Source organism: Plantibacter flavus (genome assembly GCF_002024505.1).
GTDB lineage: Bacteria > Actinomycetota > Actinomycetes > Actinomycetales > Microbacteriaceae > Plantibacter > Plantibacter flavus_A.
Genome location: NZ_CP019402.1, coordinates 2100436 through 2114940, shown reverse-complemented (window position 1 = coordinate 2114940; position 14505 = coordinate 2100436). Strand labels below are relative to the sequence as shown.

Sequence of the window (14505 nt, the reverse complement as noted above, 5' to 3'; positions counted from 1 at the left end):
CACGACCGGAGGTACCCATGACCGTCGACGCCGATTCGACCTCGACCAAGTTCACCGCCTACGCCCACCCCGAGCGCCTCGTCACGGCGGAGTGGCTCGAAGCGCACCTGGGCGAACCCGGTCTCGTCGTCGTCGAGTCCGATGAGGACGTCCTCCTCTACGAGACCGGCCACATCCCCGGCTCGGTGAAGGTCGACTGGCACACCGACCTCAACGACCCGGTTGAGCGCGACTACATCGACGGAGCCGCCTTCGCCGCGCTGCTGGGGTCCAAGGGGATCTCGCGAGACGACACCGTGGTCATCTACGGCGACAAGAACAACTGGTGGGCCGCCTACGCCCTGTGGGTCTTCAGCCTCTTCGGACACGAGGACGTCCGGCTGCTCGACGGTGGACGCGACAAGTGGATCGCTGACGGCCGGGCGGTCACCCGCGACGCCACGGAGCGCGACGCCGTCGAGTACCCCGTGGTGGAGCGCGACGACACGGCCCTCCGCGCCTACAAGGACGATGTGCTCGCCCACCTCGGCAAGCCGCTCATCGACGTCCGCTCCCCCGAGGAGTACAGCGGTGAACGCACCACGGCGCCCGCCTACCCCGAAGAGGGTGCGCTCCGCGCCGGTCACATCCCGAGTGCGCGGAGCGTCCCGTGGGGCAAGGCGGTCGCCGAGGACGGCACCTTCCGGCCGGCGGAGGAGCTGGACGCGATCTACCGCGACGGCGCGGGCCTCGCCGAAGGTGACGAGGTGATCGCCTACTGCCGCATCGGCGAGCGGTCGAGTCACACGTGGTTCGTCCTGCAGCACCTGCTCGGGTTCGACAACGTCCGCAACTACGACGGGTCCTGGACGGAATGGGGCAGCGCCGTGCGCGTGCCGATCGTGCAGGGCGCCGAGCCGGGCGACGCACCGACGCGCTGAGCCCGTCCACCCACCGCCCTTCCGCACGGCGTCACGGTGCGGGAGGGCGGTCCGCTGTTCCCGGCTGCGATACTGGAGTGACCATGACCGATTCCCTCCTCGCCCCGAACCTCGCCGAGATCCGAGATGAGTTCCTCGCCGTCGAGGAACGCTCACGGCTGCAGCTGCTCCTCGAATTCAGCGACGAGCTGCCGGACCTCCCGGAGCGCTATCGCGACCACCCCGATCTCATGGAGCGGGTGCTCGAGTGCCAGGCGCCCGTGTTCTTCTTCGTCGAGGTCGACGAGGACGGCATCGTGCACCTGTTCGCCACGGCTCCCGAGGAAGCGCCGACCACTCGCGGGTTCGCGAGCATCCTCGTCCAGGGGCTCGCGGGACTCACCGTCGACGAGGTCCTCGCCGTTCCCGACGACTTCCCGCAGATGATCGGACTCTCCCGGGCGGTGTCGCCCCTGCGACTGCGCGGGATGTCGGCGCTGCTCGGCAGGACGAAGCGCCGCCTCCGCGAACTCGCCTGAGTCGTCGGTCCGTCGGTCAGTGCCCGGGCGGTAGCGGCACGAGCTCGTCGAGCCAGTCCGAGACCGCGGCGGTCCAACGCTCCGGGTCGTAGTTCCAGAGCTTCGTGTGACGGGCGACGGTGAACGGGACGAAGGTCACGATGTCCGGTCGTGCGAGGGCGAGCGCCCGCGACGGCCCTGCCGGGACGTAACCGTCGTCGTCACTGTGCATCAGCAGGATCGGCAGCGCGAGGTCGGCGGCGTTGGCGACGTAGTCGAGCCGTCCGAGATCGATGCTCGTCGCCTGCCCGGTCAGGAGGCGTCCCCACCGGCGGCTGATGGCGAGCAGGGCGACCCGACCCACGACGCTCGGGATCCGGTTCTCGCGGGCCTGGTGCTGCAGGACGTCCACCCAGTCGATGACCGGCGAATCGAGCGCGACGGCGCGGAGGAGTTCGGGGTGCGTCGTCCGCCGTGAGGCCTGGAGCACGATCGCTCCGCCCATGGACCAGCCCATGAGCACGACGTCTGCGGCGCCCTGTTCGCGCACCCAACCGATCGCGGCGTCCACGTCGCGCCACTCCTCGTCGCCGAGCGCGTAGCGGAAGTCCAGCGCGGGCGGAGCGTCGCCGTCGTTGCGGTAGGAGACGAGCAGGCACGAGTACCCGGCGTTGCGGAAGCTCGGCACCGCTCGGAGCGCTTCGGATCGCGTGGTCCCCCGGCCGTGCACCAGGACGGCCCAGCGGGTGGACGGTCCGTCCTCCGGGTGGATCGCCCACGCCGGCGCCGGCCCGAGCGGGGTCGGGACGAGCACGTCCTCGTGGGCGAGACCCAGCTCCTCCGGGCGGCGGAAGAACCACCCGCTGAACTCGGCCTCCTGGCCGACGCGGAGCGCGTCGACGTCGCCGCCGAGGAGCGTCCGGACCACCGTGTGCTGCCGCACCTCGAGGATGTCGCCCAGCTGCACGTAGGCGGCACGTCTCGTCACCCAGCTGCCGTAGCGGCCCGGGACGATCGTGTCCGGGGACGCGACGAGTTCGATCGTCCCTCCGGCACGGTCCAAGCCGACGATGCGTGCCTCGCTCGGGCGGTCCCGAGCCGGGACCACCACCTTGCGGGCGATGGTCGCGACGACGGCGAGTCCGAGGGCGCCGACGGCGGCAGCGGCTCCGCCGGCGATGACGATCGCATCCGTCGCCGAACCCCGTCGTCGGATGCCGGGGCCCGCCACTCCTCGACCGCCTGCCTGCGACCGGGGTCCGCGTCTCCGCCCGGCGTGCCTCTGCCCATTCATCGGGATGTAACTCTAGTCTTCAGTCGTGGTAGAGAGTCCGACGACGGCAAAGGTTCCCGAAGAGTTCGCCCGAGCGGTGGACGCTGTTCGCGCTGCAGCCGTCCGGCCCGATCTGAGAGTCACGGAGATCCCCGCGCCGAGCAATCTCGCGCCGTTCGCCATCGCCCTCGCGGCGGACGTCTCGCCGAGTCGCCACGATGCCGACTCCGACCTCGGTACGGGGCGGTTCGTCCTCCTCTACGACCCCGACGGTTCCGACGCCTGGGGCGGACGCTTCCGCGTCGTCTGCTTCGCCCAGGCTCCCCTGGAGACCGAGATCGGACTCGACCCGTTCTTGGCCGAGGTCGCCTGGTCCTGGCTCGTGGACGCCCTCGACACCCGTGGCGCCTCCTACCAGGCGGCGTCCGGCACCGCGACGAAGATCATCTCGAGTGGCTTCGGGGAGCTCGCCCGCCAGGGCGACGGCGCACAGATCGAGCTCCGAGCGTCGTGGACACCGCTGGAAAGCGACGTCGCGGCGCACGTGGAAGGATGGGGAGAGCTGCTGTGCATGCTCGCCGGCTTGCCTCCGACCACCGAAGGGGTCTCCCTGTTGTCCGTCAAACGAGCTCACCGTGAGTGACGCGGCGCCCGGATCGGCGCCGCTCGTCCCGCCGCCCGCACCGACCGCACCACGGGTCGTCACCGACACCCGCGAGGCCTACCTCGCCTCACTCGAGGTGCTCGCCGCCGGTCACGGGCCGTTCGCGCTCGACGCCGAACGCGCGTCGGGCTACCGATACTCGCAGCGGGCCTACCTGATCCAGGTCTACCGTCGCGGTGCCGGGGTCTTCCTCTACGACCCGCCAGCGATCGGCTCCATGGCCGAACTCGGTGCCCTGATCCAGGGTGAACGCTCGATCCTGCACGCGGCCAGCCAGGACCTCGCCTGCCTCCGCGAGGTGGGCGTCGACCCGAGCGAGCTCTTCGACACCGAACTGGGCGCCCGTCTGCTCGGGCTGCCGCGTGTCGGGCTGGGTGCCGTGGTCGAGGAACTGTTGGGCGTCCATCTGGCGAAGGAGCACTCCGCCGCCGACTGGTCGACCCGCCCGCTCCCCGCCTCCTGGCTCGAATACGCGGCGCTCGACGTCGAGCTGCTCGTCGACGCCGCGGAGGAGCTGGCAGGCCGCATCGAGGATGCCGGGAAGAGCGACATCGCGCGCCAGGAGTTCCAGGCGACGCTGGCCCGGGAGGCGAAGGCACCCCGCGCCGAGCCCTGGCGCCGCCTCTCCGGACTCCACGCCGTGCGCGGACAACGCAACCTCGCCGTCGCTCGCGAGCTCTGGATCGCGCGTGACGAACTCGCGCAGCGCCGCGACACCGCCCCCGGGCGGCTCATCCCCGACGCCTCGATCACCGCGGCCGCGAAGGCCAACCCCAGCTCGAAGCGCGACCTCGCAGCCCTTTCGGACTTCCGTGGGCGCGCGAGCCGCACCGAACTCGACCTCTGGTGGAACGCGATCCACACCGGCCAGACCACCGAGGACCTCCCCGGTGCCCGACCGGCGAGCGATACGCTGCCACCGCCGCGCAGCTGGTCCGACAAGAATCCTGACGCGCACGCCAGGTACACCGCGGCACGGACGAAGATCCTCGCGACGGCGGAGTTCCTGACGATGCCGGTGGAGAACCTGCTCACGCCGGAGACGCTGCGCCGACTGGCCTGGACGCCGCCCGAACCACTCACCGTCGAGACGGTCGCCGAAGCACTCGCCGAGCACGAGGCACGCCCTTGGCAGATCGACGCGACCGCCCGGGCGATCACCGACGCCTTTGTCGAGTCGGCCCAATCCCCGGTGGAGCCTGACCCGGACGCTTCGTAGGAAGCGCTGCACCCGGGTGTCCACCCGTGTCTGCCGCCTAGGATCGGGGCGTACCCCGAGAATGAGGAGGCAACGTGGCCGAACAAGCCGACGTCGTATTCGTTGATGGAGTCCGGACACCGTTCGGACGAGCCGGCGAAAAGGGCATGTACTGGAACACCCGGGCTGACGACCTGATCGTCAAGGCGATCATCGGGCTGCTCGAACGTCATCCCGGTCTGCCGCTCGACCGCATCGACGAGGTCGCCATCGCGGCGACGACCCAGCAGGGCGACCAGGGGCTCACGCTCGGCCGCACCGCCGCGCTGCTCGCCGGCCTCCCGAAGTCCGTCCCCGGATTCGCGATCGACCGCATGTGCGCCGGAGCGATGACCTCGGTCACGACGCTCGGCAGCGGCATCGCATTCGGTGCCTACGACCTCGTCCTCGCCGGTGGCGTCGAACACATGGGGCGTCACCCCATGGGGCTGGACGCCGACCCGAACCCGCGGTTCCTCGCCGAGCGCCTCGTCAGTGAGGACGCGCTCAACATGGGCAAGACGGCCGAGCGCATCCACGACCGGTTCCCACAGCTCACGAAGGAACGCTCCGACCGTTTCGGCATGCGCAGCCAGCAGAAGGTCGCGGCCGCCTACGAAGCCGGACGGATCCAGCCCGACCTCGTCCCGGTCGCGCTCCGGAGCGACAGCGGATGGGGTCTCGCCACCGGCGACGAAGGACTCCGGCCCGAGACCACGATGGAGGGGCTGGCCGGACTGAAGACGCCGTTCCGGCCCCACGGCCGTGTCACCGCAGGCAACGCCTCGCCGCTGACCGACGGCGCCACGGTGAGTCTGCTCGCCAGCGCCTCGACGGCGAAGGAGCTCGGTCTCACGCCGAAGATGCGCCTCGTCAGCTTCGCGTTCGCGGGCGTCGAGCCCGAGATCATGGGTATCGGTCCCGTCCCCTCCACGGAGAAGGCGCTGCGGAAGGCCGGTCTGTCGATCGAGGACATCGGGCTGTTCGAACTGAACGAGGCCTTCGCCGTCCAGGTGCTCTCATTCCTCGACCACTTCGGCATCGACGACGAGGACCCGCGGGTGAACCCGTGGGGTGGCGCGATCGCGGTCGGGCACCCGCTCGCAGCCTCCGGCGTCCGACTTATGATCCAGCTCGCGGCGCAGTTCGCCGAGCACCCCGAGGTGCGCTACGGCCTCACGGCGATGTGCGTCGGCCTCGGCCAGGGCGGCACCGTGATCTGGGAGAACCCGTACTTCACCGGCAAGAAGGGACGCAAGTAGATGACCGACTACACGACCATCGACTTCTCGGAGCTCGTCGCGATCAGCGGCGACGACGAGGTCGTGACGCGCTCCTACGTCAAGGACGTGCGCCTGGCGAGCGGACGCACGATCGCGCTCATCACCCTCGACAACGGACGCGATCACACCCGGCCGAACACGCTCGGCCCGGTCACGCTGCTCGAGCTCGACGGCGTCCTCGAGGCGCAACGGACCCGTGCCGCATCGGGCGAGATCGACGGCGTCGCCATCACGGGCAAGCCGTTCATCCTGGCGGCCGGCGCCGACCTGAGCAAGGTCGGCGACATCCCGTCCCGTGAGGTCGCGACCAAGCTCGCGCAGCTCGGCCACCATGTCTTCGGCAAGCTCGAGGACCTCGGTGTACCGACCTTCGTCTTCATCAACGGACTCGCGCTCGGTGGCGGACTCGAGATCGGCCTCAACGCGAACTACCGGACCGTCGACGCCTCGGCGCCCGCGATCGCGCTCCCCGAGGTGTTCCTCGGACTCATCCCGGGCTGGGGCGGCGCCTACCTGCTCCCGAACCTGATCGGCATCGAGAACGCGCTCAACGTCGTCATCTCCAACCCGCTCAAGAACAACCGGATGCTCAAGGCGCAGGACGCGCTCGCCTACGGCATCGCCGACGTCATGTTCCCCGCCGCCAACTTCCTCGAGGACTCCTTGCGGTGGGCCGACGGGGTGCTCGGTGGCACGGTGACCGTGCAGCGCAAGAACGTGCCGGGCAAGGTGGAGCGGACGATCAAGTGGCCGCTCGCCATCAGCACCGCCCGCAAGGTGCTCGAGAGCAAGATCGGCACCGTCGCGAAGTCGCCCTACGCGGCCCTCGACCTGCTCGAGGCCGCCCGCAGCGGCACGAAAGCGCAGGGGTTCGAGCGGGAGGACCGGGCGCTGTCCGAGCTCATCGTCGGCGACCAGTTCCAGGCCAGCATGTACGCGTTCGACCTCGTGCAGAAGCGGGCCAAGCGTCCTGCGGGTGCGCCCGACAAGCAGCTCGCCCGACGGGTCACCAAGGTCGGCATCATCGGTGCCGGGCTCATGGCGAGTCAATTCGCGCTGCTCTTCCTCCGGCGACTCCAGGTGCCGGTGGTCATCACCGACCTCGACCAGGGCCACGTCGACGCCGGCGTCGCCCGGATCCACGGCGAGATCGACACCCTCCGCGGGAAGGGCCGCATTTCCCCCGACGAGTCGAACCGTCTGAAGGCGCTCCTGTCCGGAACCACGGACAAGGCCGACTTCGCGGACTGCGACTGGGTCATCGAGGCCGTCTTCGAAGAGGTCGGCGTCAAGCAGAGCGTCTTCGCCGAGGTCGAGCAGTACGTCTCGGAGCAGGCGGTCCTCGCGACGAACACGTCCTCGCTCTCCGTCGAGGAGATCGGGGGGAAGCTCGCGCACCCCGAGCGGCTCGTCGGCTTCCACTTCTTCAACCCGGTCGCCGTCATGCCGTTGCTCGAGGTCGTCCGCACACCCCAGACCGACGACGAGACGCTCGCGACGGCCTTCGCCACTGCGGCGAAGCTGAAGAAGAGTGCCATCCTCACCGCCGACGCTCCCGGCTTCATCGTCAACCGACTCCTGGCGAAGGTCATGGGTGAGGCGGCGCACGCCCTGGACGCCGGCACCCCGCTGCTGACGGTCGAACGTGCCTTCGCGCCCATCGGCCTGCCGATGACGCCCTTCCAGCTCATCGACCTCGTCGGTTGGAAGGTCGCCGCGCACGTGCAGGACACGATGGTCGGGAAGTTCCCCGACCGGTTCTTCGCGTCGGAGAACCTCCACCGGCTCGCAGGCCTGGACTCGGTCGTCGAGAAGGACAAGGGCGGCAAGGTGACCGGCTTCACGAAGCAGGCTCAGAAGGTGCTCGTCACGGGCGACAGCCCGCTCAGCGAGGACGAGATCCTGCGACGGGTCGAGGACGGCCTCGCGTCGGAGATCAAGCTCATGTTGGACGAGGGCGTCGTCTCAGCCGCCCAGGACATCGACCTCGGGCTCATCCTCGGTGCGGGTTGGCCCTTCCAGGACGGCGGAGCGACGCCGTACCTGGATCGTGTCGGTGCGAGCGAGCGTGCCTTCGGCGACACCTTCCACCACCCGCCCATCCGGGGCGTCCAGGCGTAGTCCGCGCGATGTCGCGAGAGCGGGGTGTCCTCCACCATCGGTGGACGGCACCCCGCTCTCGTCGTCGAGCCTCGAGCGACGCCGGCCCTCAGCGAATGCCAGAGCTCAGCGGTCGACGGTGCTCATGTCCGGATACCGGTCGCCGGCCGGGAGACGGAGTGCGTCGAGTCGAGCGAGCGCATCGGCCGACAGGGAGAGCTCGTCGGCGCCGAGGTTCTCCTCGAGGTACGGGATCCGCTTCGTGCCGGGGATCGGTGCGATGTCGTCACCCTGGGCGAGCAACCAGGCGAGCGCCACCTGGGCCGGTGTCGCTTCGAGGGACGCGGCGATCCGGTCGACCTCTTCGACGATCGCGATGTTCGCAGCGAGGTTGTCCCCCGCGAAGCGTGGGTTGGCGCGACGGAAGTCGGTTTCGTCGAGCACGTCGAGCGATCGGATCGTGCCGGTGAGGAACCCGCGACCGAGCGGCGAGTACGGGACGAAACCGATGCCCAACTCACGGACGGTCGGCAGGATCTCCGCCTCGGGGTCGCGGCTCCAGAGCGAGTACTCCGTCTGCAGAGCCGTGATCGGGTGCACCGCGTGTGCACGCCGGATCGTGTCCGGAGCCGCCTCCGACAGACCGATGTACCGGATCTTGCCCTCGGTGACGAGCTCCGAGAGTGCACCCACCGTCTCCTCGATGGGCACGCCCGGATCCACGCGGTGGAGGTAGTAGAGGTCCACGACGTCGGTCCCGAGCCGGCGCAGCGATCCCTCGATCGACAGGCGCACGTTCGCGGCGCTGCCGTCGGCGCCGAACTGTCCGTCACTGGAATTGCGGATCGTCCCGAACTTGGTCGCGAGGGTCACCTCGTCCCGGCGTGATCCGAGTGCAGCGCCGAGGAGTTCCTCGTTGAGGTAGGGACCGTACATCTCGGCGGTGTCGAAGAAGGTGACGCCGAGGTCCAGGGCACGGTGGATCGTCGCGGTCGACGCCGAATCGTCGAGGGCGGCACCGGTGTAGAACGCCGACATCCCCATGCAGCCGAGGCCGATCCGGGCGATGTCTGGTCCCGCCGTGCCGAGTGTGATGTGCTTCATCGTGTTGCCACCTGTTCTGTGTAGAGTTCGATCTTGCGATCGATGACCTCCAGCGACTGCTGCATCTCCTCGAGGCGGGCCAGGAACGAGATCCGATGCCGCAGCAGCAGCTCGAGCCTCGCCTCGGCGGTGTCGTCGCCACGCTGCGCCAATTCCGTGTACTCGCGGAGCGTCGCGATCGGCATGCCCGTCGATCGGAGTCTCGTCAGGAACACGACCCAGGACACGTCGCCCTCGCTGTAGCGGCGGTGCGTCGATGAGCTGCGGCCGATCGGACGTGGCATGAGCCCTGCGCGCTCGTAGTACCGGAGCGTGTGGACGCTCAGCCCGGTTCGTTCGGCGACGTCGGAGATGGCGTAGCCCTCGTGGAGAGTGGTCATGTCCACACGATACGACTTCGAGCGCACTCGAAGTCAAGCGCGCCACAGCCCGCGGTCAGGCGCCGTGCGGCCTCGTCGTGCTCCGCTCCGAAGACGGGTCCTGCTCGACGCGGTCGTCAGGCAGCGGGCGGGCTACGGGGATCCGGCTGCCAAGGACCTGTGCCACGACGTCGCGGGCGATCTGCTGCGCCGTGAGGCCCGCATCCTCGAGGATCTGCTCGCGGGACGCGTGGTCGATGAACTCGTCCGGCACGCCGAGCTCGTCGACGGCCGTGTCGACGCCGGCCTCGCGGAGGGTCTGCCTGATGCGGGTGCCGATGCCTCCGACGCGGATGCCGTCCTCGATCGTGATCACGAGCCGGTGCGCCGCGGCGAGCTCGACGAGCGATTCGGCGACGGGGACCACCCAGCGGGGGTCGACGACGGTCGCGCCGATGCCCTGCTGGGCGAGTCGGTCCGACACGTCGATCGCGATGGGCGCCATCGGGCCGACGGCGACGATGAGGACGTCCGGCTGCTCGGTCGTCCGGAGGACGTCGACGCCGTCGTGGAGACGCTCGACGGCCGGGAGCTCGGCGGGGGCGCTGCCCTTCGGGAACCGGATGACGGTCGGGGCGTCGTCGATCGACACGGCCTCACGCAGTTCCTCGCGTAGCCGCTCGCCATCACGCGGTGCAGCGATCCGGATACCCGGCACGACCTGCAGGATCGCGAGGTCCCAGATGCCGTGGTGGCTCGGTCCGTCGGGGCCGGTCACGCCGGCGCGGTCGAGGACGACCGTGACTCCCGCACGGTGCAGCGCGATGTCCATGAGCAGTTGGTCGAAGGCGCGGTTCACGAACGTCGCGTACACGGCCACCACCGGGTGCAGCCCGCCGAAGGCGAGCCCGGCCGCCGAGGTGAAGGCGTGCTGCTCGGCGATGCCGACGTCGTGCACGCGCTCGGGGAAGCGTTCGGCGAAGGCGTGGAGCCCCACCGGTCGCAGCATGGCGGCGGTGATGGCGACGAGGCGGTCGTCGGCCTCGGCCACCGCGAGCATCTCCTCGCTGAACACGGCCGTCCAGGACGGGCGGGCGGCCGCCCCGACGGGCTCCCCGGTCTCGGGGTCGATCACCCCGACGGCGTGGAACTGATCGGCGTCGTCGTCCCGTGCCGGCTGGAAGCCACGACCCTTCTCGGTGATCGCGTGGACGATCACCGGTGCGCCGTAGTGCTTCGCCTGGGTCAGGGCCTCCTCCATCGCGTGGATGTCGTGTCCGTCGACCGGCCCGATGTACTTGATGTCGAGGTTGGAGTAGAGCGCCTCGTTGTTCGTGAGACGGGACAGGAACCCGTGGGCGCCTCCGCGGACACCCCGATAGAGCGCACGTCCCGGACCGCCGAGGAGGTTGAAGGCCCGCTGGCTGCGCTCGCGCAGGTCGCGATAGCTCCGGCGGGTCCGCACGCCGCTCAGGAACCGCGCCATACCGCCGATGGTCGGCGCGTAGGACCGGCCGTTGTCGTTGACGATGATGACGAGCCGGCGGGTGTTGTCGTCGCTGATGTTGTTGAGCGCTTCCCACGTCATGCCGCCCGTCAGCGCGCCGTCGCCGACGACCGCCACCACATGGCGCTCGTCCTGCCCGGTCATCTGGAAGGCGCGGGAGATACCGTCCGCCCAGCTGAGCGAGCTCGAGGCGTGCGAACTCTCGACGATGTCGTGCTCTGATTCGGAACGCTGCGGGTAGCCGGCGAGACCGCCGCGGGTCCGCAGCCCGGAGAACTCCTGACGGCCGGTCAGGAGTTTGTGGACGTAGGACTGGTGACCGGTGTCGAACACCATCGGATCCGTCGGGGAGTCGAACACCCGGTGCATCGCGATCGTGAGCTCGACGACGCCGAGGTTCGGACCGAGGTGTCCGCCGGTCTTCGAGACGTTCGCGATGAGGAAGGCGCGGATGTCGCCGGCGAGTTCGACGAGCTCCGCCTCGGAGAGGCCGTCGAGGTCCCGGGGTCCGTTCACCTGATCGAGCACTGTCACGCTGTCGTCCCTCCACCGTGGGCCGACCGATCGCTCGGAGCCCGTCTTTCGAGTGTACGCGTCGTGGGCGGGGTGGGCGGCGAACGCCGCAGGCCGGCCCCGACGGTTGCTGTCGGGACCGGCCTGGTGGTAGAGCCTCGTCGTCAGACGAGGCTGCGGAGCACGTACTGCAGGATGCCGCCGTTGCGGTAGTAGTCGGCTTCACCTGGCGTGTCGATGCGGACGACCGCGTCGAACTCGACCGGCTCCTTGCCGGGAGCCGAGTGCTCGCTCGGGACGGCGCTCACGCGGACCGTCTTCGGCGTGGTGCCGTTGTTGAGCTCCTCGAGACCGGCGATCGACACGATCTCCGTGCCGTCGAGTCCGAGGGAGGCCCAGCTCTCGCCTTCCGGGAACTGCAGTGGGACGACTCCCATACCGATGAGGTTCGAGCGGTGGATGCGCTCGAAGCTCTCGGTGATGACCGCCTTGACACCGAGGAGGCTCGTGCCCTTCGCCGCCCAGTCGCGGGAGGAACCGGAGCCGTACTCCTTGCCACCGAAGATGACGAGGGGCGTGCCCTCGGCCTGGTAGTTCTGCGACGCGTCGTAGATGAACGACTGCGGTGCGTCGGGCTGCGTGAAGTCGCGGGTGTAGCCGCCCTCCACGCCGTCGAGCAGCTGGTTCTTCAGGCGGATGTTCGCGAACGTGCCGCGGATCATGACCTCGTGGTTGCCGCGGCGCGAGCCGTAGGAGTTGTAGTCCTTCCGACCGACACCGTGCTCGTCGAGGTACCGGCCTGCGGGCGAGTCGGCCTTGATGTTGCCGGCCGGGCTGATGTGGTCGGTCGTGACCGAGTCGCCGAGCTTCGCGAGGACGCGCGCACCGACGATGTCGGAGACGGGGGTCGTCTCCATGGTCATGCCGTCGAAGTACGGGGGCTTCCGCACGTACGTCGACTCCTCGTCCCACTCGAAGGTCGAGCCCTCGGGGGTCTGGAGCGAACGCCAGCGCTCGTCGCCGTCGAAGACGCCGCTGTACTCGTGGTCGAACATCTCCTTGTTGATGGAGGTGTCGATCGTGTCCTGGACCTCTGCCGCGTCGGGCCAGATGTCCTTCAGGAAGATGTCGTTGCCGTCCGCGTCGACACCCAGGGCGTCGACCTCGAAGTCGAAGTTCATCGACCCCGCGAGGGCGTAGGCGATGACCAACGGCGGGCTCGCCAGGTAGTTCATCTTGACGTCCGGGTTGATCCGGCCCTCGAAGTTGCGGTTGCCCGAGAGGACGGCGGTGACGGCGAGGTCGTTGTCCTGGACGGCGGTCGAGATCTCGTCGAGCAACGGACCGGAGTTGCCGATGCAGGTCGTGCAGCCGTAGCCGACCGTGTAGAAGCCGAGGTCCTCGAGGTACTCGGTGAGACCGGCCTTCGCGTAGTAGTCGGTGACGACCTTGGACCCCGGAGCGAGCGTGGTCTTGACCCACGGCTTCGCCTTCAGGCCCTTCTTGCTCGCGTTCCGGGCCAGGAGGCCTGCGGCCAGCATGACCGACGGGTTCGAGGTGTTGGTGCACGAGGTGATCGCGGCGATAGCGACGGCGCCGTGGTCGAGGGTGAAGTCGACCCCGTTCTCCTCGAGGGTGACCTGGGTCGGCTTCGAGAGGGACGCCGGAGCGTGGCTGCGGTGCGTGTGGTGGTGGTGGTTGTTCTCGTCCTCGTCCTGCGGCGTGGTGCCGGCCGGGTCGGAGGCGGGGAAGGAACCGGCGCCGACGAGGTCGACGATGTCGTGCTCGACCGTGGCGTAGTCGACGAGGTCCCGCTCGAACTGCGACTTGGCGTCGCTCAGCTCGATGCGGTCCTGCGGGCGCTTCGGGCCAGCGATCGACGGCACGACGGTGGCGAGGTCGAGTTCGAGGTACTCGCTGAAGACCGGCTCGACGTCCGCGTCGTGCCAGAGCTTCTGGGTCTTGGCGTAGGCCTCGACCAGCGCGATCTGCTCCTCGCTGCGGCCGGTGAGGCGCAGGTAATCGAGCGTGACGTCGTCGATCGGGAACATGGCGGCCGTCGAGCCGAACTCGGGGCTCATGTTGCCGATGGTGGCGCGGTTCGCGAGCGGCACCTCGGCGACGCCTGCTCCGTAGAACTCGACGAACTTGCCGACGACCCCGTGCTTGCGGAGCATCTGGGTGATGGTGAGGACGACGTCCGTCGCCGTGACGCCCGTCGGGATGGAGCCGTTCAGCTTGAAGCCGACGACCTTCGGGATGAGCATGGAGACGGGCTGGCCGAGCATGGCGGCCTCCGCCTCGATGCCGCCGACGCCCCAGCCGAGCACGCCCAGGCCGTTGACCATGGTCGTGTGCGAGTCGGTGCCGACACAGGTGTCGGGGTAGGCGCGCAGGACGCCGCCGACCTCGCGCGTCATGGTGACGCGAGCGAGGTACTCGATGTTGACCTGGTGCACGATGCCGGTTCCCGGCGGAACGACCTTGAAGTCGTCGAACGCCGTCTGACCCCAGCGGAGGAACTGGTACCGCTCGCCGTTGCGCTCGTACTCGAGTTCGACGTTGCGCTCGAGCGCGTTCTCGCTGCCGAAGAGGTCGGCGATGACCGAGTGGTCGATGACCATCTCGGCCGGGGCGAGCGGGTTGATCTTGTCGGCGGAACCGCCGAGTGCCTCGACCGCTTCGCGCATGGTGGCGAGGTCGACGATGCACGGCACGCCGGTGAAGTCCTGCATGACGACACGGGCCGGGGTGAACTGGATCTCGGTGTCGGGGTCCGCGGTCGGAACCCAGTCGCCGATAGCCCGGATGTGCGCCTCGGTGATGTTGGCACCGTCTTCGGTGCGCAGCAGGTTCTCGAGGAGCACCTTGAGGCTGAACGGCAGCTTCTCGTGACCCTCCACCGTGTCGATGCGATAGATCTCGTAGTCGGTCGTCCCGACAGTCAGGGTGTCTTTCGCCCCGAAGCTGTTCACGGTGGACATATCGTCTTCTCCTTCGTTGGCGGCGGCGAGTGCTCACTCACGTGCGTTCCGACCAATCTTGCTG

Annotated in this window: 11 protein-coding genes; 6 read left to right on the top strand and 5 right to left on the bottom strand. The window is 69.1% G+C overall.

All coding sequences use genetic code 11. From position 1 onward, the window contains the following. The first annotated feature begins 17 nt into the window (after positions 1 to 17). Both BWO91_RS09890 and BWO91_RS09885 read left to right on the top strand, forming a co-directional pair. On the top strand, positions 18 to 920 hold the full coding sequence (locus BWO91_RS09890) for a sulfurtransferase (protein ID WP_079002475.1): 903 nt from the start codon (positions 18 to 20) through the stop codon (positions 918 to 920). Between the two features lie 83 nt (positions 921 to 1003). Further along, positions 1004 to 1438, top strand: coding sequence for a SufE family protein (locus BWO91_RS09885; protein WP_071260092.1), 435 nt, complete (start codon positions 1004 to 1006; stop codon positions 1436 to 1438). Positions 1439 to 1454: 16 nt separating this feature from the next. Here the strand turns inward: BWO91_RS09885 and BWO91_RS09880 are convergent, their stop codons facing one another. After that, entirely contained in the window at positions 1455 to 2648 is a 1194-nt protein-coding gene (locus BWO91_RS09880) for an alpha/beta hydrolase family protein (protein WP_082915822.1), read from the bottom strand. Positions 2649 to 2736: 88 nt separating this feature from the next. On the opposite strand from BWO91_RS09880, the gene BWO91_RS09875 reads away from it, so the two are divergent. From BWO91_RS09875 to BWO91_RS09860, 4 genes are all read left to right on the top strand, one after another. Continuing rightward, the gene (locus BWO91_RS09875) at positions 2737 to 3333 is read left to right on the top strand and encodes a DUF3000 domain-containing protein (protein WP_079002473.1); all 597 of its coding nucleotides are present in this window, start codon (positions 2737 to 2739) and stop codon (positions 3331 to 3333) included. Continuing rightward, positions 3326 to 4573: an HRDC domain-containing protein gene (locus BWO91_RS09870; protein ID WP_079002472.1), complete on the top strand. Its 1248-nt coding sequence runs from the start codon at positions 3326 to 3328 to the stop codon at positions 4571 to 4573. The genes BWO91_RS09875 and BWO91_RS09870 overlap by 8 nt, the downstream gene beginning before the upstream one ends. A gap of 74 nt (positions 4574 to 4647) precedes the next feature. After that, on the top strand, positions 4648 to 5853 hold the full coding sequence (locus tag BWO91_RS09865; protein WP_064293790.1) for a thiolase family protein: 1206 nt from the start codon (positions 4648 to 4650) through the stop codon (positions 5851 to 5853). Then, positions 5854 to 7995, top strand: coding sequence for a 3-hydroxyacyl-CoA dehydrogenase NAD-binding domain-containing protein (locus tag BWO91_RS09860; RefSeq protein ID WP_079002471.1), 2142 nt, complete (start codon positions 5854 to 5856; stop codon positions 7993 to 7995). Between the two features lie 105 nt (positions 7996 to 8100). Here BWO91_RS09860 and BWO91_RS09855 read toward each other — a convergent pair whose 3' ends face one another. The 4 genes from BWO91_RS09855 to BWO91_RS09840 form a co-directional block, all read right to left on the bottom strand. After that, positions 8101 to 9078 carry an aldo/keto reductase gene (locus BWO91_RS09855; protein ID WP_079002470.1) on the bottom strand — a complete coding sequence of 326 codons (978 nt, stop codon included), beginning with the start codon at positions 9076 to 9078 and terminating at the stop codon, positions 8101 to 8103. Continuing rightward, positions 9075 to 9458: a MerR family transcriptional regulator gene (locus BWO91_RS09850; RefSeq protein ID WP_056011194.1), complete on the bottom strand. Its 384-nt coding sequence runs from the start codon at positions 9456 to 9458 to the stop codon at positions 9075 to 9077. Before BWO91_RS09850 ends, BWO91_RS09855 begins: the two co-directional genes overlap by 4 nt. A gap of 55 nt (positions 9459 to 9513) precedes the next feature. Then, a complete protein-coding gene (dxs, locus tag BWO91_RS09845) occupies positions 9514 to 11478 on the bottom strand; it encodes a 1-deoxy-D-xylulose-5-phosphate synthase (RefSeq protein ID WP_079002469.1) in 1965 nt (654 codons plus the stop codon). 143 nt (positions 11479 to 11621) lie between these two features. Further along, complete coding sequence (locus tag BWO91_RS09840) at positions 11622 to 14441, bottom strand: aconitate hydratase (protein WP_071260076.1); 2820 nt, start codon at positions 14439 to 14441, stop codon at positions 11622 to 11624. Positions 14442 to 14505: the final 64 nt, after the last annotated feature.

Excerpts from the sequence above, each read along its gene's own strand:
- BWO91_RS09890 (WP_079002475.1), top strand. The coding sequence starts at position 18 with ATGACCGTCGACGCCGATTCGACCTCGACCAAGTTCACCGCCTACGCC.
- BWO91_RS09885 (WP_071260092.1), top strand. The coding sequence starts at position 1,004 with ATGACCGATTCCCTCCTCGCCCCGAACCTCGCCGAGATCCGAGATGAG.
- BWO91_RS09860 (WP_079002471.1), top strand. The coding sequence starts at position 5,854 with ATGACCGACTACACGACCATCGACTTCTCGGAGCTCGTCGCGATCAGC.
- BWO91_RS09855 (WP_079002470.1), bottom strand. The coding sequence starts at position 9,078 with ATGAAGCACATCACACTCGGCACGGCGGGACCAGACATCGCCCGGATC.
- BWO91_RS09850 (WP_056011194.1), bottom strand. The coding sequence starts at position 9,458 with ATGACCACTCTCCACGAGGGCTACGCCATCTCCGACGTCGCCGAACGA.
- BWO91_RS09840 (WP_071260076.1), bottom strand. The coding sequence starts at position 14,441 with ATGTCCACCGTGAACAGCTTCGGGGCGAAAGACACCCTGACTGTCGGG.